The organism is Rathayibacter sp. Leaf296, assembly GCF_001423045.1.
GTDB lineage: Bacteria > Actinomycetota > Actinomycetes > Actinomycetales > Microbacteriaceae > Rathayibacter > Rathayibacter caricis.
Genome location: NZ_LMNR01000001.1, coordinates 333,523 through 358,069, shown reverse-complemented (window position 1 = coordinate 358,069; position 24,547 = coordinate 333,523). Strand labels below are relative to the sequence as shown.

Sequence of the window (24,547 nt, the reverse complement as noted above, 5' to 3'; positions counted from 1 at the left end):
CGCCGCGTCCGTAGACCCCTGCATCGGGCCCACCCGGTCGCCCGCGAACGAAAGGCTCCACCATGACGAAGACGTCCGCCACCCGGAACCGCCTGCTCGCCCTGGGCGGCATCACCGCCGTCGCCGCCGCCTCGCTCCTCGCCGCCGCGCCCGCCCACGCCGAGACGGAGGTGGCCGCGCCGTCGAGCTTCACCAGCGCGTTCACCGTCATGGCCACGCCCGACCAGGTCGTCAACGCCGACTCCGCGGCGACCCCCGGTGAGGCGGGAGCCGCCGGCGAGATGACCTTCCGGGTCAACAGCGACCTCGAGATCATCTGCTACGACATCACCGTCATCGGCGTCACCGGCGAGTACCAGAGCCCGGCGAAGACCGCGACGCACATCCACCAGGCCGCGCTCGGGAAGTCCGGACCCCCGCGGATCGCGTTCCCGAACCCCTCGCCCGTGGGCGACGGACCGCGCACGAGCTCGGGCTGCCTGCAGGGCCCGTTCACGACGGGCGTGCAGGCGAACGGCGCCGACACCGGCACCGGCTTCTCGCTGAAGGCGCTCGAGGCCGATCCCGCCGGCTTCACCGGAGACGCGCACACCGCGTCCTTCGCCGCCGGCGTCGTGCGCGGCCAGCTCGCGCAGGTGCCGGTCGGCGGTCTGCAGACCGGTGGCGGCGCGACCGCGGCCGCGTCCGGCCCCGACGCCGGGGCGATCGGAGTGGCGGGCATCGGCGCTCTCGCCGCGCTCGGCGCTCTCGGAGTCGTCGTCGCCCGCCGACGCACCGCCTCCTGACCGTGGGCACTCGGCTGAGGAGCGGTGCGGTCCTCTGCGCGGCGCTGCTCCTCAGCGGGTGCGCCGCGTCCGCGCCTCCCGTGTCCGGGGCGGCGGGAGCGGCGCCTCCCGCGGTCGCGTCCCCGCGCGCGACGACCACTCCGGAAGCGTCCGCTCCGGCGGCGTCCGCTCCGACCCTGTCTTCTCCGGCAGCGTCTTCTCCGGCGTCACCCACCCCGTCGGACCCGGCTCCGGTGGCGCCCGCTCCGGTCACGGCCGCCCTGACCCCCGTCCTGGGCGTCGGCGTCGAGCCCGCGCGCCTCTCCGTGCCCGCGATGGGCCTCGACGAGGCGCTGATCCCGCTGGGGATCGCGGCGGACGGGACGATGGAGGTGCCCGTCGACTACGACGACGTCGGCTGGTTCTCGGGCGGTGGCCGTCCCGGCGGCACCGGCCGCACAGTGATCGCCGCGCACGTCGACTCCCGCTCGGGCCCCGCCGTCTTCTTCCGCCTGGGCGAGCTCGGCGTCGACGACGAGATCGAGCTCGCCGGAGTCGACGGCTCGCTGCACCGCTACCGGGTGACCGCGACCGAGGCGCACCCGAAGGCCGCCTTCCCCACCGCCGCCGTCTTCGGAGGCACCCTCGAGGACGAGGTCGTGCTCGTCACCTGCGCCGGCGACTACGACACGAGCATCGGCCGCTACGAGGACAACCTCGTCGTCTTCGCCTCCCGCCTCTGACCCCTCCCGACGACCCTCCTCGACGGATCGACGAGAAACGCCGTCGATCCGTCGAGAACGGCCGCCCGTCCCGCATCGGCGCGGCCGTTCGTGACGGATCGGAGGACGGAGACACGACCTCGATCCGCGCCGCCGCGGCTCTGCGGACGCCCGCACCAGCAGCAGTCCGGTGGCGGACCGACGAGTGACTCGGGTCCATCCGGCGAGAACGGCCGCCCGTCCCGCGCCGGCCCGGCCGTTCGTGACGGATCGGAGGATGGAGACACGACCTCGAGCCGAACCGCGTCGGCGCTGCGGACGGCCTGCACCAGCAATGGTCCGGTGGCGCATCGACGGGCGGCTCGGGTCCATCCGGCGGGAACGGCCGCCGATCCCGGGTCGCCGCGGCCATTCGCGACGGATAGGTGGGCACGGGCACGGCCCGGATCCGGAACCGGTGGGCGACGCCGGTGTCCCGCCTCCGCACGGGTCCGCCCCCGCGGATCGGCGGCACACCTCGGTCGATCCGGCGGAAACGGCCGCCTCCCACAGTTGCGAGCGGCCGTCCGCGACGGATCGGGCCCGTCGCGGGCACGACCCGCAGTCGAGCCGGTTGGACACCGAAACCGTCGTGCGCCACAATCGTCGGAGTAACGAGACCCGGACCCGTCTCGATCCGGAACCCGGCGACCGCGGAACACCGCGTCGCAGGGAGCGGGACGGCCCCCGGGTCGAGCAGGCGTTTCGGGTACGCCGCTCCTCCCCCGCCGTCCTCCCGGGTGGGGTCGTCCAGGGTCGGCCCCACCCCTCTTCCCTCCGAGTAGCGGAGCAACCGAGCAGCGGCCCAGCCGAGCACCACCTCAGCCGCGCCGCGCGAACGCCCCGAGGCTGTACCCGAGCAGCAGCGCCGCCATCACGACTCCGGACGCCACCGCCATCGCCTCCGCCGCGCCCGTCAGCAGGCCGATCCCGCCCAGCACGACCAGCAGCCCGCCCAGCAGCGCGAACATCCGCTCGTGGAACGCCCACGAGAAGGGCAGGAAGTGCAGACCCACGACCAGCGCGATCAGGGCGGGCCGCAGCGAACCGGCACCCGCCTCCTCCAGCAGCCGCGTGCCGACCGCGATGAGCGCCAGCTCGCCGATGACGCAGGCGAGGTAGACGACGATGCCCACCCGGGTCGGAGGCGCGAAGCGGCCGAGGCCCCGCGGCCGGACGAAGAGGAACCAGAGCGTCGCCGCGATCAGCGCGACGACCCCGATCCTGACCACCAGCGCCGCAGCGCCGGAGGACGTGTACGAGAAGACGAACACCGCGGCTCCGGCCAGCCCGATCAGCGCGCCGGTGCGGCGAGGATCGGCGAACCGGGGCGGGGCGGGAGCATCGTCGGTCATCGGGCGAGCCTCGCAGACGGGCACCGCGAGTGGTAGGCCGGGCCTCGTCGCACGAGTGCTCGTCCGCGACTCCGTCGCCGAAGAGTGCCCGCGCGCGGTCCCCGCACCCCTGCACCCTGCGCGAGGATCGACCCCGTGACCGCGTCGATCGAGTCACCACCCGCTCCTCCCGCTCCCCTGCCGAGATGTTCGACCGCGCGCGCGACATCGGCCTGCACACCGCCTCGCAGTCCGCGGCCGGCGAGCGCGCGGTCGCCGGAGTCGTCTCCGGCCTGATCGGCCCCGGCGAGGAGGTGACGTGGCGGGCCCGCCACTTCGGCGTGCCGCTCCTCCTCACCAGCCGGATCACCGCGTTCGACGCCCCGCACCGCTTCGTCGACGAGCAGATCCGCGGCCCGTTCGCCCGCTTCCGGCACGAGCACCTCTTCGAGGCCGACGGCACCGGCTCCGTCATGACCGACCGTCTCGACTACTCGGCTCCGCTCGGCCCGCTCGGCAGCATCGCGGAGCGCCTCGTCCTGACCCGGCACCTGCGCCGGCTGCTGCAGGAGCGCGGCGCGTTCCTCGCCGCTCCCTGAGCCCGGGCGCCGGCCCATGGGAGGGCCCTGAAAGGGGGTCAGCCCCTCCGCTTGCCGTCACAGCGGCTGACTATGCTTGTGCCACCCACGACCGGCGAGCCCGTGCCGATCCGCGGGTTCGCGACCTCGACGCCCGGGGACCGGAGGGGGTGCACATGGCCGACCGGCCCAATCTGCGGCACGTCGCCGCCGTCGCCGGCGTCTCGCACATGACGGTCTCCCGCGTGCTGAGCGGTCATCCCAACATCAAGGAGTCGACCCGGCAGCGGGTCCTCGAGGCGGTCGACGAGCTCAACTACCGGCCCAACATCGCCGCCCGCTCCCTGGTCACGCAGCGCACCGACCGCATCGGCGTGATGGTCGAGAGCGGAGCCGAGTTCGGGCCCTCGAGCACGCTGCGGGCGATCGAGCGCGCGGCCCGCGAGAAGGGCTACTCGATCACGTCGGTCGCCCTGCGCGACGACCACGACATGACTCCGGTCGACGCGATCAACCACCTCACGGGCCTCGGGATCGACGCGCTCTGCGTCATCGCCCCGCGCTCCTCCTCGGTCGCGACGCTGCGCACCGTCGAGATCGGCGTGCCGACCCTCGTCGTCAAGTCCGACAAGGACCCCACCTTCCTCACCGTCTCGGTCGACCAGCAGGCGGGCATGGCGCAGGCCGTCGACCACCTCGCGGCGCTCGGCCACCGCGACGTGCTGCACATGTCCGGCCCGCTCGACTGGCTCGACGCCCGGGCCCGCGAGCGCGCCTTCCACGCGCGGGCGAAGGCGTGGGGCATGCACGAGCGGCCCATCGTGGTCGGCGACTGGACCCCCGACTCCGGCTACGACTTCGCGACCAGCCTGCGCTCGGTGCCCGACTTCACCGCGATGGTGGTCGCCAACGACGAGATGGCGCTCGGAGTGATCCACGGACTCGTCGAGCGCGGCATCCGCGTGCCCGAGGACGTGAGCATCATCGGCTTCGACGACCTGCCCACCGCGCGGCACTTCCTGCCGCCGCTCACCACGGTGAAGCAGGACTTCGACAAGCTCGGTTCGACCGTCGCCGAGGTGATCCATGCGCGGATCCGCGGTCAGGAGATCCCTCAGCGCACGCGGATCCCCACGGAGCTGATCGTGAGGGAGTCGACGGCCGCTCCCCGGTCGTGATCCTTCCGGGACCTTCCCGGCTCCCGTGCTCGCGTATCATCGGCGGCACCCATTGGCGTGAGACATCTGCTCGCGCGCGACACGAACCGAGGGCGGCACGTGGCAGTTCAGTCGAGGACGACGGAGCGCTCTGCTGTCCCCGTCGTCGAGATGACGGGCATCACGGTCTCGTTCGCCTCGGGCCGCGTCCTCCAGGACGTCGGCTTCCGCCTGTTCCCCGGTGAGATCCATGGCCTGATGGGCGAGAACGGCGCGGGCAAGTCGACGCTGATCAAGACGCTCACCGGCATCCACCGCCCCGACGCCGGAGTGATCACCGTGGACGGCGTGGAGCGCAGCTTCTCGGGGCCCGCCGACGCCAAGTCCGCCGGCATCTCGGCCGTGTTCCAGGACGAGCGGCTGACCGACAACCTCAGCATCGGCGAGAACATGATGCTCGGCCAGGAGGTCCGCGGACGCTTCGGCATCTCGTGGTCGCGCACCCATCAGCGCGCCGCCGAGATGCTCGGCGAGCTCGGTCTCGGCGATCTCGATCCGCGCCTGCCGCTGCGCTCGCTGTCCCCGGCGATCCGCCAGCTGGTCGCGATCAGCCGCGCGATGGTCGATCATCCGCGCGTGCTGGTGCTGGACGAGCCCACCTCGAGCCTCGACCTCGGCGACGTCGCCCGCCTCTTCTCCGTGCTGCGGCGCCTGCGCGACTCCGGCGTCGCGATCCTCTTCGTCTCGCACTTCCTCGAGCAGGTGCTGACCCTCAGCGACCGCCTCACGGTGCTGCGCGACGGAGGCACCGTCGGCGAGTACCCCGCCCGGAGCATGGACCGCGCGGAGCTGATCGCGAAGATGATAGGCAAGGACATCGACGCGCTGCGGCAGATCGGCTCCGACCGCCGCGAGCACCGCCGCCAGCCCACCGGGCCCCCGATCTACCGGGCGTTCGGCCTCGGCCGGCGCGGAGCCGTCGCCCCGACCGACCTGGAGCTGCACCGCGGCGAGATCGTCGGCTTCGCGGGTCTGCGCGGCTCCGGGCGCACCGAGCTGGCCTCCCTCCTGAGCGGCGTGGACCGCGCCGACTCGGGACGCGTGCTGATCGACGGCGAGCCCGCGCAGATCACCGACCCGGGCTCCGGCCTCCGCAATCGGATCGCGCACTCGAGCGAGAACCGCCGCGAGGACGGGATCATCGGCGACCTCTCCCTCCGCGACAACCTCGTGCTGGGCCTCCAGGCGCTGCGCGGCTGGGCGCACCCGCTCTCGGCGGCCGAGGCCGACGACCTGGTCTCCACGTACATCGAGGCGCTGAACATCACTCCGGCCGACCCGGACATCCCCGTGAAGTACCTCTCGGGCGGCAATCAGCAGAAGGTCGTGCTCGCGCGCTGGCTCGCGACCCGCCCCCGGCTGCTCGTACTCGACGAGCCGGCGCGCGGGATCGACGTGGCCGCGAAGGTCGAGATCCAGGCGCACGTCTCGCAGCTCGCCAAGGAGGGCGTCTCGGTGGTCTACATCTCCTCGGAGCTAGAGGAGGTGGTGCGCCTCAGCGACCGCATCGTCGTGTTCAAGGACCGCGAGAAGATCGGCGAGGTCAGCAACGGCCCGTGGCTGACGGTCGACACGATCGTCGAGATGATCGCCGCGGACGCGGATCCGGACGCCGACGAGGACGACACCGACCCGTTATAAACCGGTCATTGCACCGACAAGATTGTTCACGGTAACATTCGGAACAGGACGCGCTCCCGTCGTGTCCACGAGCACTGCAATCACCGCATCTCAGGGCCCCTGGGCCCCATTCCCCGGGTCTTCGGACCCACCCCATCCCGGGCGCTCCTCAGCGCGCCCGCGGTCTCAAGGAGGAGACACATGTCCACGAAGAGGCGTATCGGCCAGTTCCTGGGTTTCGCAGCGGTCGGAGCGATGGCCCTCGGCCTCGCAGGCTGCTCCGGAGGCGACTCGGAAGCAGGCGCCGGCGGCGAGGGCGACCTGACCACCATCGGATTCGTGGCCGTCGGCCCCGAGGGCGCGTGGCGCCAGGCGAACGAGACCAACATCGAGGACACGTTCACCGAGGAGGCCGGCTACGACCTCAAGTACGCGCCCGCCACGAACGGTGACCAGAAGTCGCAGATCGACTCCTTCACCTCGTTCGTCGACGAGGGCGTCGACATCATCCTGCTCTCGGCCACCGAGGGCTCCGGCTGGGAGGACTCGCTCGAGCGCGCCCAGGAGGCCGAGATCCCGGTCATCCTGATCGACCGCGGCATCGAGCCGGACAACACCGACCTCTACGTCACCCGCATCGCGCCCGACAACATCGCGGTCAGCACCTCGGTCGCCGACTGGGCCACGACCACCTTCCCCGACGGAGCGAACTACTTCACGCTCGAGGGCCCCGCGGGCGTCTCGGTCGTCAACGAGCGCAACGAGGGCTGGGACGAGGTCATCGGAGCCGACTCGAAGTTCGTCAAGCTCGGCGCGCAGACCGCCAACTGGTCGACCGAAGAGGCGAAGAGCGTCTTCGAGACCGTGCTGAAGTCGAACAACAACGACGTCCAGCTCGTGTTCGCCCAGAACGACGAGATGGGCCTCGGAGCCGTCCAGGCCGTCCAGGAGGCCGGCCTCACCCCCGGCACCGACGTCAAGATCGCCACGATCGACGGCACCAAGAACGCGCTGCAGGCCCTCGCCGACGGTGAGCTCAGCTTCGTCGCCGAGTACAACCCGCTGTTCGGCGAGACCGCCCTCGACGCCGTCGAGAAGACGCTCGCCGGCGAGACCGTCGAGTCCTCGATCGTCGTCCCGAGCGAGACCTTCGACTCGCCCGAGGTGGCCGCCGAGGTCCTCCCCGACCGCAAGTTCTAGTCGGAACGGTCCAGTCGGAACCGTCTAGTCAGACCCACCGGGGGGCGTCGCAGGTCGGCGCCTCCCGGGAGGCAGCACCACCAGGGCTCACGCCCACCCCTGCGGACGACGCGGGGCCCGGATGATCTCCGGGCCCCGCGTCTCCGTCCCACGGCGTCACCGCTCCGGTCCGCCCCGCTCGAGAACGGAAGGACGCGACATGACAGCTTCGCCTCCGATCGTCGAGATGAAGAACATCTCGATCAGCTTCCCCGGTGTCAAAGCGCTCGACGGCGTCGACTTCCGCCTCTTCCCGGGCGAGGTCCACACGCTCATGGGCGAGAACGGCGCCGGCAAGTCCACGCTCATCAAGGCCCTGACCGGCGTCTACCGCATCGACAGCGGAGAGATCCTCGTCGCGGGCTCGCCCAAGCGCCTCTCCGGCACCGCCGATGCGCAGGCGGCCGGCATCTCCACCGTGTACCAGGAGGTGAACCTGGTCACGAACCTCTCCATCGGCGAGAACGTGATGCTCGGCTACGAGGTCCGCGGCCCCTTCGGCATCAACTGGAAGGCCACCCACGCGGCGGCCAAGGTCGCCCTGGCCAAGCTCGGGCTCGACCACCTCAACACCCGCCAGTCGCTCTCGTCGCTCTCGATCGCGATGCAGCAGCTGGTCGCGATCAGCCGCTCCACGGTGAGCGACTCGAAGGTCCTGATCCTCGACGAGCCGACCTCGAGCCTGGACGCGAACGAGGTCGAGAACCTCTTCGTCGTCATCCGGCGGCTGCGCGCGGAGGGCGTCGCGATCCTCTTCGTCTCGCACTTCCTCGACCAGGTCTACGCGATCAGCGACCGTCTCACGGTGCTGCGCAACGGCAAGTACATCGGCGAGTACCTCACTCCGGACCTCGACCGCACCTCGCTCATCTCGAAGATGATCGGCAAGGACATCGCGGCGCTGCGCTCCCTCGACTCCGAGCGCGAGAACAGCGAGCACCTCTACCGCGACGCGCCGCTCTACTCGGCCAAGGGCCTGGGCCGGAAGGGCTCGATCGAGCCCACCGACATCACGCTGCACCGCGGCGAGGTCGTCGGCTTCGCCGGCCTCCTGGGCTCCGGCCGCACCGAGCTGGCCCGCCTGATCTACGGCGTCGACAAGCCCGAGACGGGCGAGGTCACGCTGCACGGCAAGAAGGTCGACGTCGCGACGCCCACCGCCGGACTCGCGCACAAGATCGCCTTCGCGAGCGAGAACCGCCGCGACGAGGGCATCATCCGCGACCTCTCCATCCGCGAGAACCTGATCCTCGCGGTGCAGGCCAAGCGCGGCTGGGCCCGCCCCCTCTCCAAGAAGGAGAAGGACGAGATCGTCGACAAGTACCTCGTCGAGCTCAACGTGCGCCCCGCCGACCCGGACCGCCCGATCAGCAAGCTCTCCGGAGGAAACCAGCAGAAGGTCCTGCTGGGCCGCTGGCTCGCCACGCACCCCGAGATCCTGATCCTCGACGAGCCCACCCGCGGCATCGACGTCGGCGCCAAGGCCGAGATCCAGGAGAAGGTCGTCGCCCTCGCCGGCGAAGGCGTCGCCGTGATCTTCATCTCGTCCGAGCTCGACGAGGTGGTCCGCCTCAGCGACCGCATCATCGTGCTCAAGGACCACCGGGTCATCGCCGAGATCCTCAACGGCCCCGCGGTGACAGCGGAGTCCATCGTCACTACCATCGCCGCAGAGGGAGTCGTCGACGAGGACGTCGTCGTTCTCGAAGGCGCCACGCAGGAGGCCGCATCATGAGCAGCGACACCCGAACCGGGAGGACCTCGCTCCTCACCGGCCTGATCCGGCGGCAGTGGTTCTGGGGAGCGGTCGCGATCGTCCTCCTCCTGCTGATCAACGTGGTCAAGGACCCCGGATACCTCTCGGTCTCCATGAGCCCCACGACCGGCTACCTCGTCGGCAACGTGATCGACATCGCCCGCGCCGCGGCTCCGATCCTGATGATCGCCGTCGGCATGTGCCTGGTGGTCGCGACCGGGGGCATCGACCTCTCGGTCGGCTCGATCATGGTCGTCGCCGGCGCCGTCTCGATGGAGTTCCTGAACGCCCAGGGCGCTCCCGACTCCCTCGGCGCCGCCGCGGCCGCCTTCGGCCTCGCCCTGCTGGTCAGCGCGGTGCTCGGAGCGGTCAACGGCGTGCTCGTGTCGGTGGTGGGCCTGCAGCCCTTCATCAGCACCCTCGTCGTCATGCTCGCCGGCCGCGGACTCGCGAAGGTGATCACCGGTGGCCAGAACACGGCCGCCACGAACGAGCCGTTCCGCTGGCTCGCCAACGGCTACGTCTTCGGCCTCCCGGTCGTGTTCCTCCTCGCCATCGCCATCGTCGTCGCGGTCGGCCTCCTGGTCCGCCGCAGCGCGCTGGGCCTGATGATCGAGGCCATCGGCATGGACGCCAAGGCCGCCCGCCTCGCGGGCATCAACCGCCGCGGCCTCCTCCTCACCGCCTACATCAGCAGCGGCGTGCTGGCCGGAGTCGCGGGCGTCTTCGCCACCGCGAGCGTCATGACCGTCGACACCTCCCGCACCGGGTACCAGCTCGAGCTCGACGCGATCCTCGCGGTCGTCATCGGCGGCACCTCGCTCGCGGGCGGCAAGTTCAACATCGCCGGCGCCGCGGTCGGAGCGATCCTGATCGCGACCCTCGACAAGACCGTGGTCTTCCTCGGCGTCTCCTCCTCCGCGACGCCCGCCTTCAAGGCGATCGTGATCGTCGCTCTCTGCCTCCTGCAGTCCGAGCGCGTCCGCTCCGCCTTCTCCCACCGTCGCGAAGCGCGTCGTCGCGCCCCGCAGAAAGAGGCGATCCCCGCATGAGCGCCCTGCTGACCCGCTCCGCCCCTCCGGCGAGCTCCGAGCGCACGAGCGCCCGGTCCTTCTTCAGCCAGCACCTCGACAAGCTGCCCACCGTGGCGGCCCTGGTGATCTTCGTCGGCATGCTCGTCTACGGTGAGGCGGCCTACGGCCGGATCCTGCAGGCCAGCACGCTGTCGAACCTCCTGGTCAACAACGCGCACCTGATCATCCTCGCCGTCGGGCTCACCTTCGTGATCCTGACCGGCGGCATCGACCTCTCGGTCGGCGCGGTGATCGCCTTCAGCAGCGTCAGCGGTGTCCTGCTGATCAACGCCGGCTGGAACCCCTGGCTCGTCATGGTCCTGATGGTCGTCATCGGATCGGCCTTCGGCCTGATCTCGGGCATCCTCATCCAGTACTTCGACGTGCAGCCGTTCATCGCGACGCTCGCCATGATGTTCCTCGCCCGGGGCCTCGCCTCGATGCTGAGCACGGTGCCCGAGCGCCTCCCCGAGGACTCCGCCGTGACCTCGCTCGCGACGCCGATCAAGCTGATCGACGGCCCGAAGGTCAACGACTTCGTGATCAGCCCCGGCGTGATCATCGCCCTGCTCGTGGTCGCCGGAGCGTTCTTCGTCCTGCACCGCACCCGCATCGGCCGCACGGTCTACGCGATGGGCGGCTCCGAGCAGTCGGCGGCCCTGATGGGGCTCCCGGTGCTCCGGACGAAGCTCTTCATCTACGTGATCAGCGGCACGCTCGCCGGTCTGGCCGGCGTCGTGTACACGGCCCGCCTCGGCAGCGCGCAGAACATCACGGGCACCGGATGGGAGCTCGACGCGATCGCGGCGACCGTCATCGGCGGCACACTGCTCACGGGCGGGGTGGGCTTCGTGCTCGGCTCGGTCGTCGGCGCGCTGGTCCTGGGCCTGATGAACGTCCTGATCACCCGCGACGGCGGCATCCCCCCGGAGGCCACCACGATCATCACCGGCGGCATCCTGCTCGTCTTCGTCCTCCTGCAGCGCGCGGTCATGTCGCGCAGCAGGACCTAGAGCGCCCTCCGACGCTCTGCTGCGACGGCACCCCCGCCCCCTCCTCCGGGGCGGGGGTGCCGTTCCGGTTCATCCGGTGATCGAGTCCGATCGATACCGCCCGACCCCTTCACGTTGACGTCAACATCGTGTTACCGTGAACACGCCGAGAGTCTCGGCACCCCTTCCCCTCCCTCAGCAATGGTGCCGATCCAGGAGCAAGCGCGATGAAGCCCTACCTACGACCCCTCGTCCTGGCGACAGCCGCGGCGCTGGCCCTCCCCCTCCTCTCCGCGATGCCGGCCCAGGCCGCCGCGAACCCCGAGAACCTCGTGCTGCGCTACCAGCTGAACGAGACCAGCGGCACGGTCGCTGTCGACAGCTCGGGGAAGAACCGCAACGGCACGCTGGTCGGAGGTGCGAGGACCGCCGGCGACGCGGGCGTCGTCCTCGACGGCACCGACGACGCCGTGAAGCTGCCCGACAACATCCTCGCGGGGCTGAACTCGATCACCGTGAGCACCGAGGTGCTCGTGCGCCCCGAGCAGTCCGGCAACTACTTCGTCTACGGACTCGGCACCGCCGCGACCAGCAACTCCGGCGCCGGCTACCTCGCCACCCTCGCCGACAACCGCTACCGCACGACGATCACGCCGAGCAACTGGCAGGGCGAGCAGAACGCCGAGACCACGACCCCGCTCCCCCGCGGCGTCTGGAAGACCCTCACCTACACGCTGGACGACGCGAGCGACACCGCCCGCCTCTACCTCGACGGCACCCAGGTCGCCGTCCAGACCGGCGTCACCACGAAGCCCTCCGCGATCGGCGGCGGCACCACCACCTCCAACTTCATCGGCCGCTCCAACTACGCCGCCGACAAGACGCTCGCCGGCAGCGTGCGCGACTTCCGCATCTACGACAACGCGCTCACGGCCGCCGAGGTGACCGCCCTGCAGCCGACCGCGGCGACGAAGGCCACCCGCGACGCGTCCGCGCTGTCGCTCGGCGACCTCTCGGCCGTCCAGGCGAACCTCGCGCTGCCCGCGACCGGCGCCAACGGCTCCGCGATCACGTGGGCCTCGAGCGCTCCGCAGACGATCTCGACCAGCGGAGTCGTCACCCGGCCCGCCGCGTCGGCCGGCAACGCGACGGTCACCCTCACGGCCACGATCACGAGCGGCTCCGAGACCCGCACCAAGGCCTTCACCGCCACGGTCCTCTCGAACGCCAGCGACCAGCAGATCGTCGACGCAGCCGCCGCCGGTCTCACGATCCCGGACCTCACCGACGTCCGCGGCAACATCACGATCCCCGCGGCTCCCGCCGGCACCTCGATCAGCTGGACCTCCAGCGATCCGGCCGTGATCTCGACCGCCGGAGTCGTCACGCGGCAGTCCGCCGACCGCACCGTGACGCTCCGTGCCACCGTGACCAAGAACTCGGCCACCGCCACCCGCGAGCTCGTCGCCACGGTGCGCGCCGCGAAGCAGCTCGCTCCGCTCGAGGGCTACGCGTTCGCCTACTTCACCGGCAACAGCATCGAGGGCGAGAACATCTTCCTGGCCGCGAGCAAGGGCAACAACGCCCTCGCCTGGGACGAGCTCAACGGCGGTCAGCCCGTGCTGACCTCGACCTTCGGCGAGAAGGGCCTGCGCGACCCGTTCCTCATCCGCTCCCCCGAGGGCGACACCTTCTACCTGATCGCCACCGACCTCTCCATCGGTCGCGACGGCAACTGGGACCGCTCGCAGCGTCAGGGCAGCCGCTACCTCGAGGTCTGGGAGTCGCACGACCTCGTGAACTGGTCCGAGCAGCGCCACGTGCTGGTCTCGCCCGAGACCGCCGGCAACACCTGGGCGCCCGAGGCGCACTGGGACGCGAGCATCGGCGCCTACGTCGTCTACTGGGCCTCGAAGCTCTACGCCGAGAACGACCCGAACCACACCGGCAACGTGAACAACGTGATGATGTACGCCACCACCCGCGACTTCACGACGTTCTCCACCCCGCAGGTCTGGCAGAACACCTCGCGCATCGACTCCACCGTGATCGAGCAGAACGGCACCTTCCACCGCTTCACGAAGGACGAGGGCGCGAGCGGCACCGGCTGCTCCGACATCATCCAGGAGAAGTCGACGCAGCTCCGCGCTCCGCTCACCGGCTGGACCACCGTCGACAGCTGCATCGGCCGCGACGCCGGGACCGGCGCCGTCGAGGGCCCCACCGCCTTCGCCGCGAACCCGGGCGACGTGAACGGCCAGACGAACTACCTCTTCGTCGACGAGTACGGCGGACGCGGCTACATCCCGCTGAAGACCGCCGACCTGAACGCGCCGAACTGGCAGGTCGCCTCGAACTACGACCTCCCCGCGAGCCCGCGCCACGGCACGGTCCTCCCCGTGACGGCCACCGAGCTCGCCGCGCTGCGCGCCGCCGAGCCGGCCGGCCCGACCCCGGTGACCGCGAACGCCGCCGGTGAGATCCTGCGCTACTCCTTCGACAACGGCTCGGGCATCACGCTCGAGGATGTGTCGGGCAACGACCGCGACGGCGCGATCGTCGGTGGCGCCGCCTGGCAGTCCGGCGCCCTCGTGTTCGACGGCACGGACGACTACGTCGACCTGCCGGACGACGTGCTGACCGGAGTCGAGGACATCACCGTCGAGGCCGAGGTCAAGATCGACCCGACCCAGGGCACGCCGTACTTCCTCTACGGACTCGGCAACTCGTCGAACAACGCCGGCAACGGCTACCTGTTCACCACCGGCGACTCGTACCGCACGAGCATCGCCTCCGGGAACTGGCAGACCGAGCAGACCGCCGGGACCGGGTCGAACCTCCCCCGCGGCCAGTGGGCGAAGCTCACCTACACGCTCTCGGGCGGCACGGCGACGATCTACCTGAACGGCGCGAAGGTCGCCACGAAGACCGGAGTCACCACGACGCCGGCCGATCTGGGCGGCGGACGCACCGCGGCCAACTACCTCGGCCGCTCGCTCTACGGCGGCGACAAGCTGTTCAAGGGCGAGTACCGCGAGTTCGCGCTCTGGAACCGCGCTCTCAGCGAGAGCGAGGTGCTGACCCGCTCCGGATCGGCCGACCAGATCGCCGGAGTCTCGCTCACCGCGCCCGACGTGCTGAAGGTCGCTCCGATCGTCGACTCGACCGCCCGGACCGTCACCTTCGCGGTGAAGCCCGGCACCGACCGCTCGAAGCTGGCCCCCGTGTTCGCCACGGCGACCGGCACGACCTCCTCCCCCGCCTCCGGCACCGTCCGGGACCTGCGCACGCCGGTCACGTACACGCTCACGGCAGCGGGTGGAGCCACCGCCACCTGGACGATGAAGGCCGTCGAGATGAAGAGCCCGGTGATCCCCGGTCTCTACGCCGACCCGAACATCGTCGCGTTCGGCGACACCTTCTACATCTACGCGACGTCCGACGGGTTCCCGGGCTGGGGCGGGAAGACCTTCTACGTCTGGTCCTCCAAGAACCTCGTCGACTGGACGCGCTCGGCGCAGCCGATCCTCACCCTCGACGGCGCGAACGGGAACGTCCCGTGGGCCGAGGGCAACGCCTGGGCGCCGACGATCATCGAGAAGGGCGGGAAGTACTACTTCTACTTCTCGGGCCACAACACCTCGCTGAACCGCAAGACGATCGGAGTGGCCGTCGCCGACAGCCCCGCCGGTCCGTTCACGGCGCAGCCGACCGCGATGATCACCAACGGCGAGTCCGTCAATTCCGGTCAGGCGATCGACCCGGCCGCGTTCACCGACCCCGCCACCGGCAAGACCTACCTCTTCTGGGGCAACGGCTCGCCCGTCTACGCCGAGCTGTCCGACGACATGCTCTCGGTCAAGGCCGGCACCATCAAGCGGATGAGCGGACTGACCGACTACCGCGAGGGCAGCTTCATCAACTACCGCCAGGGGCTGTACCACCTGACGTACTCCATCGACGACACCGGATCCGAGAACTACAAGGTCGGCTACGCCACCTCGACGAGCGTCGACGGCCCGTGGACCTACCGCGGCGTGATCCTCGAGAAGAACCCGTCGCTGGGGATCCTCGCGACCGGCCACAACTCGATCGTCAACGTCCCCGGCACCGACGACTGGTACATCGCCTACCACCGGTTCGCGATGCCCGGTGGAGACGGCCAGCACCGCGAGACCACGATCGACCGTGTCACCTTCGACCCGGCGACCGGGCTCATGCAGAAGGTCGTCCCGACCCTCGAGAGCGTCGCCGGCCAGACCATCACCGACCCCGCCCCGCTGCGCGTCGCCATCACCGGCGCCGCCACGGTCGGGACCCGGCTCACGGCGACCGCCTCCTCCCCCTGGACCGCCACGGCGTACCAGTGGAAGCGCGGCGGAGTGGACATCGCCGGCGCGACCGCGTCGACGTACGTCCTCACCGCGGCCGACCGCGGCACCGTGGTCTCGGTGACGGTGTCGGCGACGAAGCCCGGCTGGTCCCCCGCCACGGCGACGGCGCAGACCGCCGCGGTGGCCGGGACGACCGGCATCGTCGGAGCGACCGTCACGACCGGCACCCGCTGCGTCGCGGGCAAGCCTGTGATCACGGTCACTGCGACGAACCCGAACGCCTTCCCGGTCAAGACGACGGTCACCTCGGCCGCCGGCTCGAAGACCTTCGCAGAGGTCGGCGCGGGCAAGACGGTGACGGCCGCCTTCACCGCCAGGACCGCGGCGATCCCGGCCGGCCAGGTCACCACGACCTCCACCGCCTTCGTGGCGAACGTCCCCGCTTCGGCGACCACCACGACCCCCACCTCCGCGATCAGCTGCGGCTGACCTCGGTTACCATCCGACACACAGAACCGCGGCGGCGACGGCGCCGCCGCGGAGAACGGAGAACACCCGCAATGAACACCCGAACGATCGTCTCCCGCGGAGTGGCCGGCCTCGCCGGCGGCTTCCTCCTCCTCGGCGTCGCCGGCACCGCGGTGGCCGCCGAGGTCGAGCTCGAGTCCAACGACGTCGACGTCAACGTCGAGATCGCCGAGCTGCCCGGAGGCGGCGCGCTGTCGATGACCGTCGCCGGCGACTCGACCGAGCTGACCGAGGCGGGCTCCACGTCCGTCATCCGCCAGTTCACGGGCACCCTGCCCACCGTCACCATCACCGACACCCGCGACGCCGAGGACGTCCCCGCGGAGGCGGGCTGGTACGTCGTCGGAACCGCGGACGACTTCACCAACACCACCGGTGACGTCATCTCGGCCGCGAACCTCGGCTGGCAGCCCCGCGTGATCGACGGCGGCGAGACCGGCCTGATCGCCGAGGGCGACCGGGTCGAGACCGCTGTCGACGAAGGAGACGACAACACGGGACTCGTCGACCAGGAGCTGCTGGCCCTGACCAACCAGTCGGCCGAGGTCAACCCGACCGGCCCCTTCACCGCGAACGCGGACCTCTTCCTGAGGACCGCACCCACGGTCGAGGCCGGCGACTACTCGTCGACCCTCACCCTGTCGCTCTTCGAGTGACGCCGGGAGGCTCCGGCCTCCTGGACACCCCGACGCGGTCGAGCAGCCACTGCTCGGCCGCGTCGTCCTTTCCCCGACCGTGGCATCCTGGACACCTCATGACCGATCAGCGACGATCCTCCCGCCGGCCGAGAGCCGCCCTCCGCACCCTCCTCGCCCTCGCGGTCGCCGCGGTCGCCGCGTCCGCGGCACCTCCCGCGCTCGCCGACGACACGGCCGGGCAGATCTCGTGGGCGATGCGCCCCGCCGCCGACGGCGCTCCCGACAAGCGCTCCTGGATCGAGCTCGATCTCGATCCCGGCGCCGAGGCGCAGGAGGAGGCCGCGGTCAGCAACCTCAGCACGCAGCCCGTGACCTTCCGCATCACCGCGGCCGACGGCTACTTCACCGACACCGGCCGCTTCAACATGCTCTCCTCCTCCGAGGAGTCGGTCGAGGCCGGCACCTGGATCGACGCTCCCGAGAGCGTCACCGTCGATCCCGGCGCCACGGCGATCGTGCCTTTCACGGTGACGGTCCCCGAGGACGCGGAGCCGGGCGACCACGCGGCCGGCATCGCCGCGTCCGTCCTCTCGGTCGGTTCCGAGGCGGGCGGTGCCGCCGTGGGCGTCGAGAGCCGCATCGGCTTCCGCGTGATGACCCGCGTGTCCGGCGACGTCTCCCCGGGGGTCGCGGTCGAGAACGTGCAGAGCGAGTACCGCGTCTCGTGGAACCCGCTGCGTCCCGGCTCCGTGACGGTGGACGCCGAGGTGGTCAACACCGGCAACGTGCGCCTGCTGCTGGACGGCACGGTCAGCGCGCAGGGCGCCTCCGCGGCGCTCATCCCCGAGGACGCCACCGCGCAGGAGCTGCTGCCCGGCGACCGCCGCGCGGTCTCGGTGGTCCTCGACGACGTCTGGCCGCTGTTCTCGGTGCCGGTGGAGTTCACCGTGGCGCCGACCGTCGTCACCCCGTCGGAGGAGCAGATCGAGGTCGCCCCGGTCTCGGAGTCGTCCTCGGTGACGGCGATCCCGCTGCCGCAGCTGCTGGCCCTGCTCGGCATCGCGCTGATCCTGTTCGCGCTCTTCGCCGGGCGCATCCGCTCGCGCCGCCGCATCGAGCGGCTCGTGCGCGAGGCCAAGGAGGAAGGACTGCGCGAAGGCGCCCGCACGGGCGTCTGATCCGCAGGAGGCACGGCATGAGCACCGAGGACGACGCCCGCCGGATCGCCCTGGCGCTGCCCGAGGTGCACGAGCGCACGTCCTACGCCACGCCCGCCTGGGTGGTCGGGCGGACCGTCTTCGCCCGGCTGCTCGAGCGGCCGGGCGAACTGCTGTGCTGGTGCGCCGACCTCGCCGAGCGCGAGGCGCTGCTGCGGCGCGACCCGGAGGCGTTCACGACGACTCCGCACTACGACGGGCACGCGAGCGTGATCGTGCGACTGGAGCAGGTGTCAGCGGAGGACCTCGAGCAGGTGCTGCACGAGGCCTGGCGGGCGCGCGCTCCGAAGCGGCTGCTCGGCGAGGGCTGACGCGGCGCATCCCTCGCAGTCGCGTGGTTGACCCCCGCGAAAGGGGTCGCCTAGGCTGGCGAACGTTCCGGGAAAACGCATTCCTGCTTCCCGGACTCCATCGATGCCGAGGGATTCAATGCCGAATTCGTTCCTACGTCCACGCCGTCCGGTCCCGACCGGGCCCGCCTCCTCCCGCCGGGCCCTGCGCTCCGGCCTCTGCCTCGCCCTGGTCGCCGGCGTCTCGTTCGCCGCCGCCGCCCCCTCCGCCGCCGCCCCGCTGACCGCGCCCGCCGCGAACCCGCTGCTCACCCAGCAGCTCGAGGACCTCGACCGCGGAGTCGTCGCCCTCGCCTCGCCCGACGGCAGCGTGTTCGTCAGCTGGCGCCTGCTCGCGACCGAGGTCACCGGCTCGTCCGCGACCGGCATGGTCGGCGCCGACTTCGCCGTGCTCCGCGGCACCGAGCGGATCGGAGTCGTCACCGACAGCACCAACCTGCACGACCCCGACGGCGCCCCCGGCGACGAGTACCGGGTCGTGCCGATCGTCGACGGCGAGCCGGGCGAGCCCAGCGCACGCGCCACCGCCTCGGCCGACGCCTTCCAGACCCTGCCGCTGCAGAAGCCGGCCGACGGAGTCACTCCGGCCGGCGAGGCGTACACCTACAGCGCCAACGACATGAGCGTCGGCGACATGGACGGCGACGGCGACTACGAGTACGTCGTGAAGTGGTACCCGTCGAACGCGAAGGACGTCTCGCAGAAGGGGTACACCGGGAACACCTACCTCGACACCTACGAGGCCGACGGCACGCTGCTGCACCGCATCGACCTGGGCGTCAACATCCGCTCGGGCGCGCACTACACGCAGTTCATGGTCTCGGACTTCGACGGCGACGGCCGCTCCGAGATCATGACCAAGACCGCGCCCGGCACCCGCGTGCTGCCCGGCGGCGACGCCTCCGAGGCGGAATCGATCACCCTGCTGCCCGAGGACGTCGCGGCCGGCGTCACCGCCGACGACGACTACCGGATGTCCGCGGCCGACTACCGCGAGCACCTCATCGGGGTCTTCCAGGGCTGGGGCGAGCGCGAGGAGGTGACGAGCGGGCAGTGGCCCGCGACCCTCGAGGAGGCGTTCGGCACCACTCCGACGCACGAGTACCCGCTCGACCGCACCGGCGCCGAGGAGCTCGTCGACTACTTCATCGACGTCTACGCGCCCAGCCGCAGCGACCGCAACGACCTCACCACCTTCGAGGGCTTCGTCCTCACCGGCCCCGAGTACCTCACCGTGTTCGACGGAGAGACCGGCGCCGAGCTCGAGACCGCCGCCTACGAGCCGGGCCGCGGCGACGACGGGCTGCTCTGGGGCGACTACGCGATGTCGCGCATCGAGCCGGGCAACCGCGTCGACCGCTTCCTGGCCGGAGTCGCGTCGTTCGACGGAGAGACCCACTCGGCCGTCTTCGCCCGCGGCTACTACACGCGCGCCGTCGTCGTCGCCTACGACTGGGACGGCTCCGATCTGACGAAGCGGTGGATCGCCGACAGCGGCCACGTGCCGATGACGAACCCGTTCAACGACGGCCCGCACGGCCGCGAGGGCACCAGCGAGGAGTGGGGCCGCCTCACCACGCAGGGCTTCCACTCGCTCAGCGCCGCGGACGTCGACGGCGACGGGCGCCAGGAGATCGTCTACGGCTCCGCGACCCTCGACGACGACGGCGGCCTGCTGTACACGTCGTTCGACACCCTCCCCGAGGGCAGCGCGGCTCCCGGCACCGAGGCGGGCCTCGGCCACGGCGACGCGATGCACGTCACCGACATCGATCCCGCCCGCCCCGGGCTCGAGGTCTTCACGGTGCACGAGGGCGGCGCGTACGCCCCGTACGGGTACGCGCTGCGCGACGCGGCCACCGGAGAGGTGCTCTTCGGCGCCTACACCGGCAAGGACACCGGTCGCGGCATGATCGGCGACATCGACCCCGCCCTGCCCGGCCAGGAGGTCTGGGCCGTCGGCACGCTCAGCGCGAGCGGCGAGCCGCTCTCGGACACGCAGCCGGGCACCAACCAGAGCATCCGCTGGGCTGCCGACATGACCACCCAGATCGTCGCGAGCACGACGATGCAGGACGCGACTCCCGTCACTCCGACGATCGTCACCGGCGCCGGCGAGGTGCTGCTCTCGGCCGAGGGGACCGTCACGAACAACGGCACCAAGGGCAACCCGTCGCTGGTCGCCGACGTGCTCGGCGACTGGCGCGAGGAGCTCCTGCTGCCGACCGCCGACTCGAGCGCGATCCGGATCTACTCGAGCACCGAGGTCACCGACCGCAAGCTGACCACGCTGATGCACGACCCGCAGTACCGGGTCGAGGTCGCGCGCCAGAACACGGCGTACAACCAGCCGTCGTACACCTCGTACGGCCTGGCGAGCGACATCGACTGGTCGGCGGTGCCGGTGCTCGCGCAGGAGGGGACGCCGGGGCCGACGCCTACGCCGGAGCCGACCGTCGAGCCGACTCCCGGACCGACCGCGGAGCCGACTCCCGAGCCGACCGCGACCGCTCCGGCGCCCGTCGTGCCGGGTCCCGAGCCGACCCGCACCGCAGCGCCCGGCGCCTCGGGCGGCTCGCACGGAGGACTGGCGTCGACCGGAGCCGACCTGTCGCTGCTCCCGGCCGGAGTGCTCGCGCTCCTGCTCGGCGGCGCCGCCCTGCTGATCGGCTCCCGCCGCCGCTCCTCGAGCACGGACTGATCCCGTGCCCCAGGTCGGCATCCGCGACGTCGCCGCCCGCGCCGGCGTCTCGGTGACCACCGCCTCGTACGCGCTGAACCGCCCCGAGCGGGTGTCCAGCGCGGCGATGGCGGCGGTCGCCGACGCGGTCGCCGCCCTGGGGTACATCCCGAACGTGGCCGCCCGGCAGCTGCGCGCGGGCAAGAGCATGGCGGTCGGCATGGCCGTCGTGAACCTGGGCAACCCGTTCTACGCCGAGCTGGCGCTCGGAGCGGAGCACGGCGCCGAGGAGGCGGGCTACTCCCTCGTCCTCGGCGCCACCCAGGACTCCGCCGCCCGCGAGCTGCGCTACCTCGACCTGTTCGCCCGCCAGCGGGTCGACGGCGTGCTGCTCGCGCCGATCGCGTCCTCGCTCGACCACCTCGACGTCTTCGAGCAGCGCGGCGTCCCGGTCGTGCTGGTCGACCAGGTCGACCCGCGCGGCCGGCTGCTGTCGGTCGCCCTCGACGACGTCCTCGGCGGTCGGATGGCGGCCGAGCACCTCCTCGCGAACGGGTGCCGCCGCCTCCTGTTCCTCGGCGGCACCCTCGGGATCCCGCAGGTGCGCGACCGCTTCGACGGCTGCTCGGCGGCCGTCCGCGCGTCGGGCGCGGCCTTCTCCTCGATCGAGACCGTCGGCATGGGTCCGGGCCTCGGCCGGGAGCTGGGCGAGCGGATCCTGGCGATGCCGGCGGACGAGCGGCCCGACGGGATCTTCGCCGCGAACGACGAGCTGGCGCTGGGCGTCATGCAGAGCCTGGTGCGCGGCGGGGTCTCGATCCCTGGCGACATCGCCCTCGTCGGCTACGACGACATCCCCTTCGCCGACGCGGCCGTCGTGCCGCTGACCTCGATCCGGCAGCCCACCCACCGCATGGGCGAGCGCGCCGCCGAACTGCTGATCGCGGCGATCCGAGGCGACGCCGACGTCCGCTCCGCCGGCTTCGACCCCGAGCTGATCGTCCGCGCGTCGACCGGCGGGGTGCGCTGAGGCTCGCCGCCGGCTCCTGAGCACCGCCTGTCATCATGGGCGGATGAAGGAGTCGATCGAGCGCTGGTCGACGCTGGCAGGCTGCATGGCGGTGATCGCGGGCGCCGCCGTCCTGATGTCCGTCGGACAGTCCCGATGGGCTGCGGCCCTGTGCGGGCTGCTGCTGGGTGCGATGCTCTGGTACCTCTCCCGCCGCGGAGCGCTGCTGACGGAGCGTGCACTCCGGCGCCTCCTCCCCGACGCCGTGCTCTTCCCGGCGCGGGGCCACGCCGCGGGCGACGACCTGGGAGTGAAGGACCTGACCGACCGGCTCGCCGAGAGGGCGCCCGCGTGGAGCGTGTCGATGCACTACGTGCTGAGCGTCGACGACGAGCGGATCGCGGTGTGGCGGGCGGATCCCCCGCGAGAACTCGTCGCGCTCCCGCTCGCGGACGTCCTGTCCGCCGAGGCGGTCCACGTGAACGGGGTGGATCCGATCCCCGCGCTCCGGATCCTCTGGCGGCACGGTGCCGAGGAGGTCGAGTCGGACTTCCTGCTCGTGTCGAGGTCGCTCCCCTTCGTGCGCGGCTACTCGTACGAGCTGGCGGCCGAGGCGGCGGCGCAGATCAGCGCTCGGCTCAGCCGGACCGCCGACGCCTGACCGGGGCCGAGGTGGCAGGATGCGACGATGCGCATCCTCGTCCCCGTCGACCGGCCCTGGGAGATCGTCGGCAGGGGTGAGGACGACGGACTGCTCTCCGACGTCTCGGTCGCGTTCGAGGGCGGCAGGCTGCGGACGTTGAGGCGAACCGGGACGCGGATGGTGCGGGGCGTGGTGCTGTCGACCCGGACCGATCGGGTGAGCACGGCAGCGCTGGCCGTCGAAGGGCTGCTGTTCGAGACGACCGTGTTCGCAGGGTCCCGGGCCGAGAACCGCGCGGCGATGGAGGCGGTCCTGGCCAGATCCGCCGTGCTCGCCGCGACCGGAGGGGACTGGGAGCCGCTCGACGTCGACGGTTCGACGTTCGCGCTCTGGACCACGCGGTTCGACGCCGGAGTCGCGGCCGCCGCCGACCTCGGTCCGTGCGTCCTCGCGGCGTGGAGCGCCGACGCCTCGGCGAGGCTGCCCGCGCTGACTCTCGTCGACGCTCCGGAGTAGTGCGGCGAGTGGCCGCGGAACGGGCCGTCGGGCGCCTCCGGAGCCCGATTCGCGCCGACTCGCGACGATGACCGGCTCCGAGTGGGCGCGAACCGGGCTCTCGGAGCGGCGCAGGCCCCGTTTCGGGACCGTTCGGCAACCGTGCATGCGGTGGGGGATCTCGATACGCCCGCTGCGCGGGCTACTCGATCAGCAGAATCGCCCGCTGGTCGAGTAGCGCGCAGCGCGTATCGAGACCCGCTACCGCTGAGCTCGGGGGCCGCCGCCCGCCTACTGGTACGTCACCAGGTCCGGCAGCGGCGACACCTCGGTCATCGTCTCGGCGGGGGTGAGCATCGGCAGGTCCTCGTCGTAGAAGTTCTTCCAGCCCCAGGCGAGGTCCTCGGGGGCGTCGCGGTGCAGCGCGTTCCAGGTGGCCTGCTTGTCGGGCTGCGCGCCCTGGCCGTCGACGTGCACGAGGAACTCGAGCTCGGGGCGGTCGCGGCGGATGCTGGAGCGGTCCTGCAGCATCGACGAGCGGAACTGGTGCAGGACGAACATCTTCGGCGGAAGTCCGGCGTCGCGCACGAGGTCGGCGAGCCAGCTCGACACGCTGTCGACCTCCGCGGCCGAGACGCGGCCGATCTGCGCGAGCGGCACCTCGTCGGGGGCGAGCCGCCACTCCGGGTCCAGGGCGAGGCCCACGTTCGGCAGCCGCAGCAGCTCCTCGTAGGCGCGGGCCTGGGTGAGGAAGTCGGACCGGCCCGGCTGCAGGTCGAGCACGACGTACATGCCGGCGGCCGCCGCCGCGTCGATGTAGGGGCGGATGCCCTCAGCGGGCAGCTCGTTGGAGTAATCGCCGTCGCTTCCCGCGCTGCCGGCCGCGACAGTCGTGATGATCTCGAGGCTGGGCACGACCTGCAGCGGAGTGAGCTCGCGGTACGGCTCGGCGACGGTCGCGGCGCGCTCGATGGTCGCCTCCAGTCCCTGCTCGCCGAGGACCCCGAGCACGGGGGCGCCGGGCGTGCCGTAGATCGCGACGAACAGGTGCCCGCCGAACAGCCGCTGCCCGCCGCCCGGCAGCTGCCAGCCGGTCGCGGCGGCGCGGAGGGACCACTCCGGGGCGGTCTGCGCGGCGAGCTGCGCACCCAGCAGGAGGGTCGCGGTGGGAGCGGAGTCGGCGACGGCGGTGACGGCGGTGCCGGAGGCGAGCAGGTCGGCGGTGTCGACGAGCGTCACCGGCACCCCGGCGGCGCGGGCCGTCGCGAGCGCGGGGACGTCGGCGTCGACCGGCTGCGCGAGCGCGAGGACCCCGGCGA

Annotated in this window: 18 protein-coding genes and 1 pseudogene; 17 read left to right on the top strand and 2 right to left on the bottom strand. The window is 71.6% G+C overall.

Annotation, left to right across the window (positions count from 1 at the left end; all coding sequences use genetic code 11):
- The first annotated feature begins 62 nt into the window (after positions 1-62).
- Both ASF46_RS01515 and ASF46_RS01510 read left to right on the top strand, forming a co-directional pair.
- Positions 63-785, top strand: a complete 723-nt coding sequence (locus ASF46_RS01515; RefSeq protein WP_056866133.1) for a CHRD domain-containing protein — start codon at positions 63-65, stop codon at positions 783-785.
- A 233-nt stretch (positions 786-1,018) separates the two neighbouring features.
- Positions 1,019-1,507, top strand: a complete 489-nt coding sequence (locus tag ASF46_RS01510) for a class F sortase (RefSeq protein WP_235576823.1) — start codon at positions 1,019-1,021, stop codon at positions 1,505-1,507.
- Between the two features lie 839 nt (positions 1,508-2,346).
- On the opposite strand, the gene ASF46_RS01505 is transcribed toward ASF46_RS01510, so the two are convergent.
- Complete coding sequence (locus ASF46_RS01505; protein WP_157602138.1) at positions 2,347-2,880, bottom strand: DUF7010 family protein; 534 nt, start codon at positions 2,878-2,880, stop codon at positions 2,347-2,349.
- A 185-nt stretch (positions 2,881-3,065) separates the two neighbouring features.
- On the opposite strand from ASF46_RS01505, the gene ASF46_RS01500 reads away from it, so the two are divergent.
- From ASF46_RS01500 to ASF46_RS01430, 15 genes are all read left to right on the top strand, one after another.
- Entirely contained in the window at positions 3,066-3,458 is a 393-nt protein-coding gene (locus tag ASF46_RS01500; RefSeq protein ID WP_056866130.1) for an SRPBCC family protein, read from the top strand.
- 155 nt (positions 3,459-3,613) lie between these two features.
- Positions 3,614-4,615, top strand: coding sequence for a LacI family DNA-binding transcriptional regulator (locus ASF46_RS01495; RefSeq protein WP_055785626.1), 1,002 nt, complete (start codon positions 3,614-3,616; stop codon positions 4,613-4,615).
- 150 nt (positions 4,616-4,765) lie between these two features.
- A complete protein-coding gene (locus ASF46_RS01490; protein ID WP_056866129.1) occupies positions 4,766-6,295 on the top strand; it encodes a sugar ABC transporter ATP-binding protein in 1,530 nt (509 codons plus the stop codon).
- Between the two features lie 180 nt (positions 6,296-6,475).
- The gene (locus tag ASF46_RS01485) at positions 6,476-7,474 is read left to right on the top strand and encodes an ABC transporter substrate-binding protein (protein ID WP_056866128.1); all 999 of its coding nucleotides are present in this window, start codon (positions 6,476-6,478) and stop codon (positions 7,472-7,474) included.
- 199 nt (positions 7,475-7,673) lie between these two features.
- The gene (locus tag ASF46_RS01480; protein ID WP_056866127.1) at positions 7,674-9,248 is read left to right on the top strand and encodes a sugar ABC transporter ATP-binding protein; all 1,575 of its coding nucleotides are present in this window, start codon (positions 7,674-7,676) and stop codon (positions 9,246-9,248) included.
- Entirely contained in the window at positions 9,245-10,321 is a 1,077-nt protein-coding gene (locus ASF46_RS01475; protein ID WP_055785615.1) for an ABC transporter permease, read from the top strand. Before ASF46_RS01480 ends, ASF46_RS01475 begins: the two co-directional genes overlap by 4 nt.
- Complete coding sequence (locus ASF46_RS01470; RefSeq protein WP_055785612.1) at positions 10,318-11,355, top strand: ABC transporter permease subunit; 1,038 nt, start codon at positions 10,318-10,320, stop codon at positions 11,353-11,355. Before ASF46_RS01475 ends, ASF46_RS01470 begins: the two co-directional genes overlap by 4 nt.
- A 206-nt stretch (positions 11,356-11,561) precedes the next feature.
- On the top strand, positions 11,562-16,157 hold the full coding sequence (locus tag ASF46_RS01465; protein ID WP_056866126.1) for a family 43 glycosylhydrolase: 4,596 nt from the start codon (positions 11,562-11,564) through the stop codon (positions 16,155-16,157).
- Between the two features lie 71 nt (positions 16,158-16,228).
- Positions 16,229-16,852, top strand: coding sequence for a hypothetical protein (locus ASF46_RS01460; protein ID WP_056866125.1), 624 nt, complete (start codon positions 16,229-16,231; stop codon positions 16,850-16,852).
- Between the two features lie 98 nt (positions 16,853-16,950).
- The gene (locus ASF46_RS01455; RefSeq protein ID WP_056866124.1) at positions 16,951-18,012 is read left to right on the top strand and encodes a WxL protein peptidoglycan domain-containing protein; all 1,062 of its coding nucleotides are present in this window, start codon (positions 16,951-16,953) and stop codon (positions 18,010-18,012) included.
- Between the two features lie 17 nt (positions 18,013-18,029).
- Positions 18,030-18,362, top strand: coding sequence for an MmcQ/YjbR family DNA-binding protein (locus ASF46_RS01450; RefSeq protein WP_056866123.1), 333 nt, complete (start codon positions 18,030-18,032; stop codon positions 18,360-18,362).
- A gap of 118 nt (positions 18,363-18,480) precedes the next feature.
- Entirely contained in the window at positions 18,481-21,102 is a 2,622-nt protein-coding gene (locus ASF46_RS01445) for a rhamnogalacturonan lyase (RefSeq protein WP_162240148.1), read from the top strand.
- Between the two features lie 4 nt (positions 21,103-21,106).
- Positions 21,107-22,111: a LacI family DNA-binding transcriptional regulator gene (locus ASF46_RS01440; RefSeq protein WP_056866122.1), complete on the top strand. Its 1,005-nt coding sequence runs from the start codon at positions 21,107-21,109 to the stop codon at positions 22,109-22,111.
- Positions 22,112-22,154: 43 nt separating this feature from the next.
- Positions 22,155-22,751, top strand: coding sequence for a hypothetical protein (locus tag ASF46_RS01435; RefSeq protein WP_056866121.1), 597 nt, complete (start codon positions 22,155-22,157; stop codon positions 22,749-22,751).
- Between the two features lie 27 nt (positions 22,752-22,778).
- The gene (locus ASF46_RS01430) at positions 22,779-23,249 is read left to right on the top strand and encodes a hypothetical protein (RefSeq protein WP_056866120.1); all 471 of its coding nucleotides are present in this window, start codon (positions 22,779-22,781) and stop codon (positions 23,247-23,249) included.
- Between the two features lie 270 nt (positions 23,250-23,519).
- On the opposite strand, the pseudogene ASF46_RS19320 reads toward ASF46_RS01430, so the two are convergent.
- Positions 23,520-24,547 (bottom strand): annotated as a pseudogene (locus ASF46_RS19320) (hypothetical protein); the annotation flags it as partial.

Coding starts and splice junctions, on each gene's coding strand:
- ASF46_RS01515 (WP_056866133.1), top strand. CDS start 63: ATGACGAAGACGTCCGCCACCCGGAACCGCCTGCTCGCCCTGGGCGGC.
- ASF46_RS01505 (WP_157602138.1), bottom strand. CDS start 2,880: ATGACCGACGATGCTCCCGCCCCGCCCCGGTTCGCCGATCCTCGCCGC.
- ASF46_RS01500 (WP_056866130.1), top strand. CDS start 3,066: ATGTTCGACCGCGCGCGCGACATCGGCCTGCACACCGCCTCGCAGTCC.
- ASF46_RS01495 (WP_055785626.1), top strand. CDS start 3,614: ATGGCCGACCGGCCCAATCTGCGGCACGTCGCCGCCGTCGCCGGCGTC.
- ASF46_RS01490 (WP_056866129.1), top strand. CDS start 4,766: ATGACGGGCATCACGGTCTCGTTCGCCTCGGGCCGCGTCCTCCAGGAC.
- ASF46_RS01485 (WP_056866128.1), top strand. CDS start 6,476: ATGTCCACGAAGAGGCGTATCGGCCAGTTCCTGGGTTTCGCAGCGGTC.
- ASF46_RS01480 (WP_056866127.1), top strand. CDS start 7,674: ATGACAGCTTCGCCTCCGATCGTCGAGATGAAGAACATCTCGATCAGC.
- ASF46_RS01475 (WP_055785615.1), top strand. CDS start 9,245: ATGAGCAGCGACACCCGAACCGGGAGGACCTCGCTCCTCACCGGCCTG.
- ASF46_RS01470 (WP_055785612.1), top strand. CDS start 10,318: ATGAGCGCCCTGCTGACCCGCTCCGCCCCTCCGGCGAGCTCCGAGCGC.
- ASF46_RS01465 (WP_056866126.1), top strand. CDS start 11,562: ATGAAGCCCTACCTACGACCCCTCGTCCTGGCGACAGCCGCGGCGCTG.
- ASF46_RS01460 (WP_056866125.1), top strand. CDS start 16,229: ATGAACACCCGAACGATCGTCTCCCGCGGAGTGGCCGGCCTCGCCGGC.
- ASF46_RS01455 (WP_056866124.1), top strand. CDS start 16,951: ATGACCGATCAGCGACGATCCTCCCGCCGGCCGAGAGCCGCCCTCCGC.
- ASF46_RS01450 (WP_056866123.1), top strand. CDS start 18,030: ATGAGCACCGAGGACGACGCCCGCCGGATCGCCCTGGCGCTGCCCGAG.
- ASF46_RS01445 (WP_162240148.1), top strand. CDS start 18,481: ATGCCGAATTCGTTCCTACGTCCACGCCGTCCGGTCCCGACCGGGCCC.
- ASF46_RS01435 (WP_056866121.1), top strand. CDS start 22,155: ATGAAGGAGTCGATCGAGCGCTGGTCGACGCTGGCAGGCTGCATGGCG.
- ASF46_RS01430 (WP_056866120.1), top strand. CDS start 22,779: ATGCGCATCCTCGTCCCCGTCGACCGGCCCTGGGAGATCGTCGGCAGG.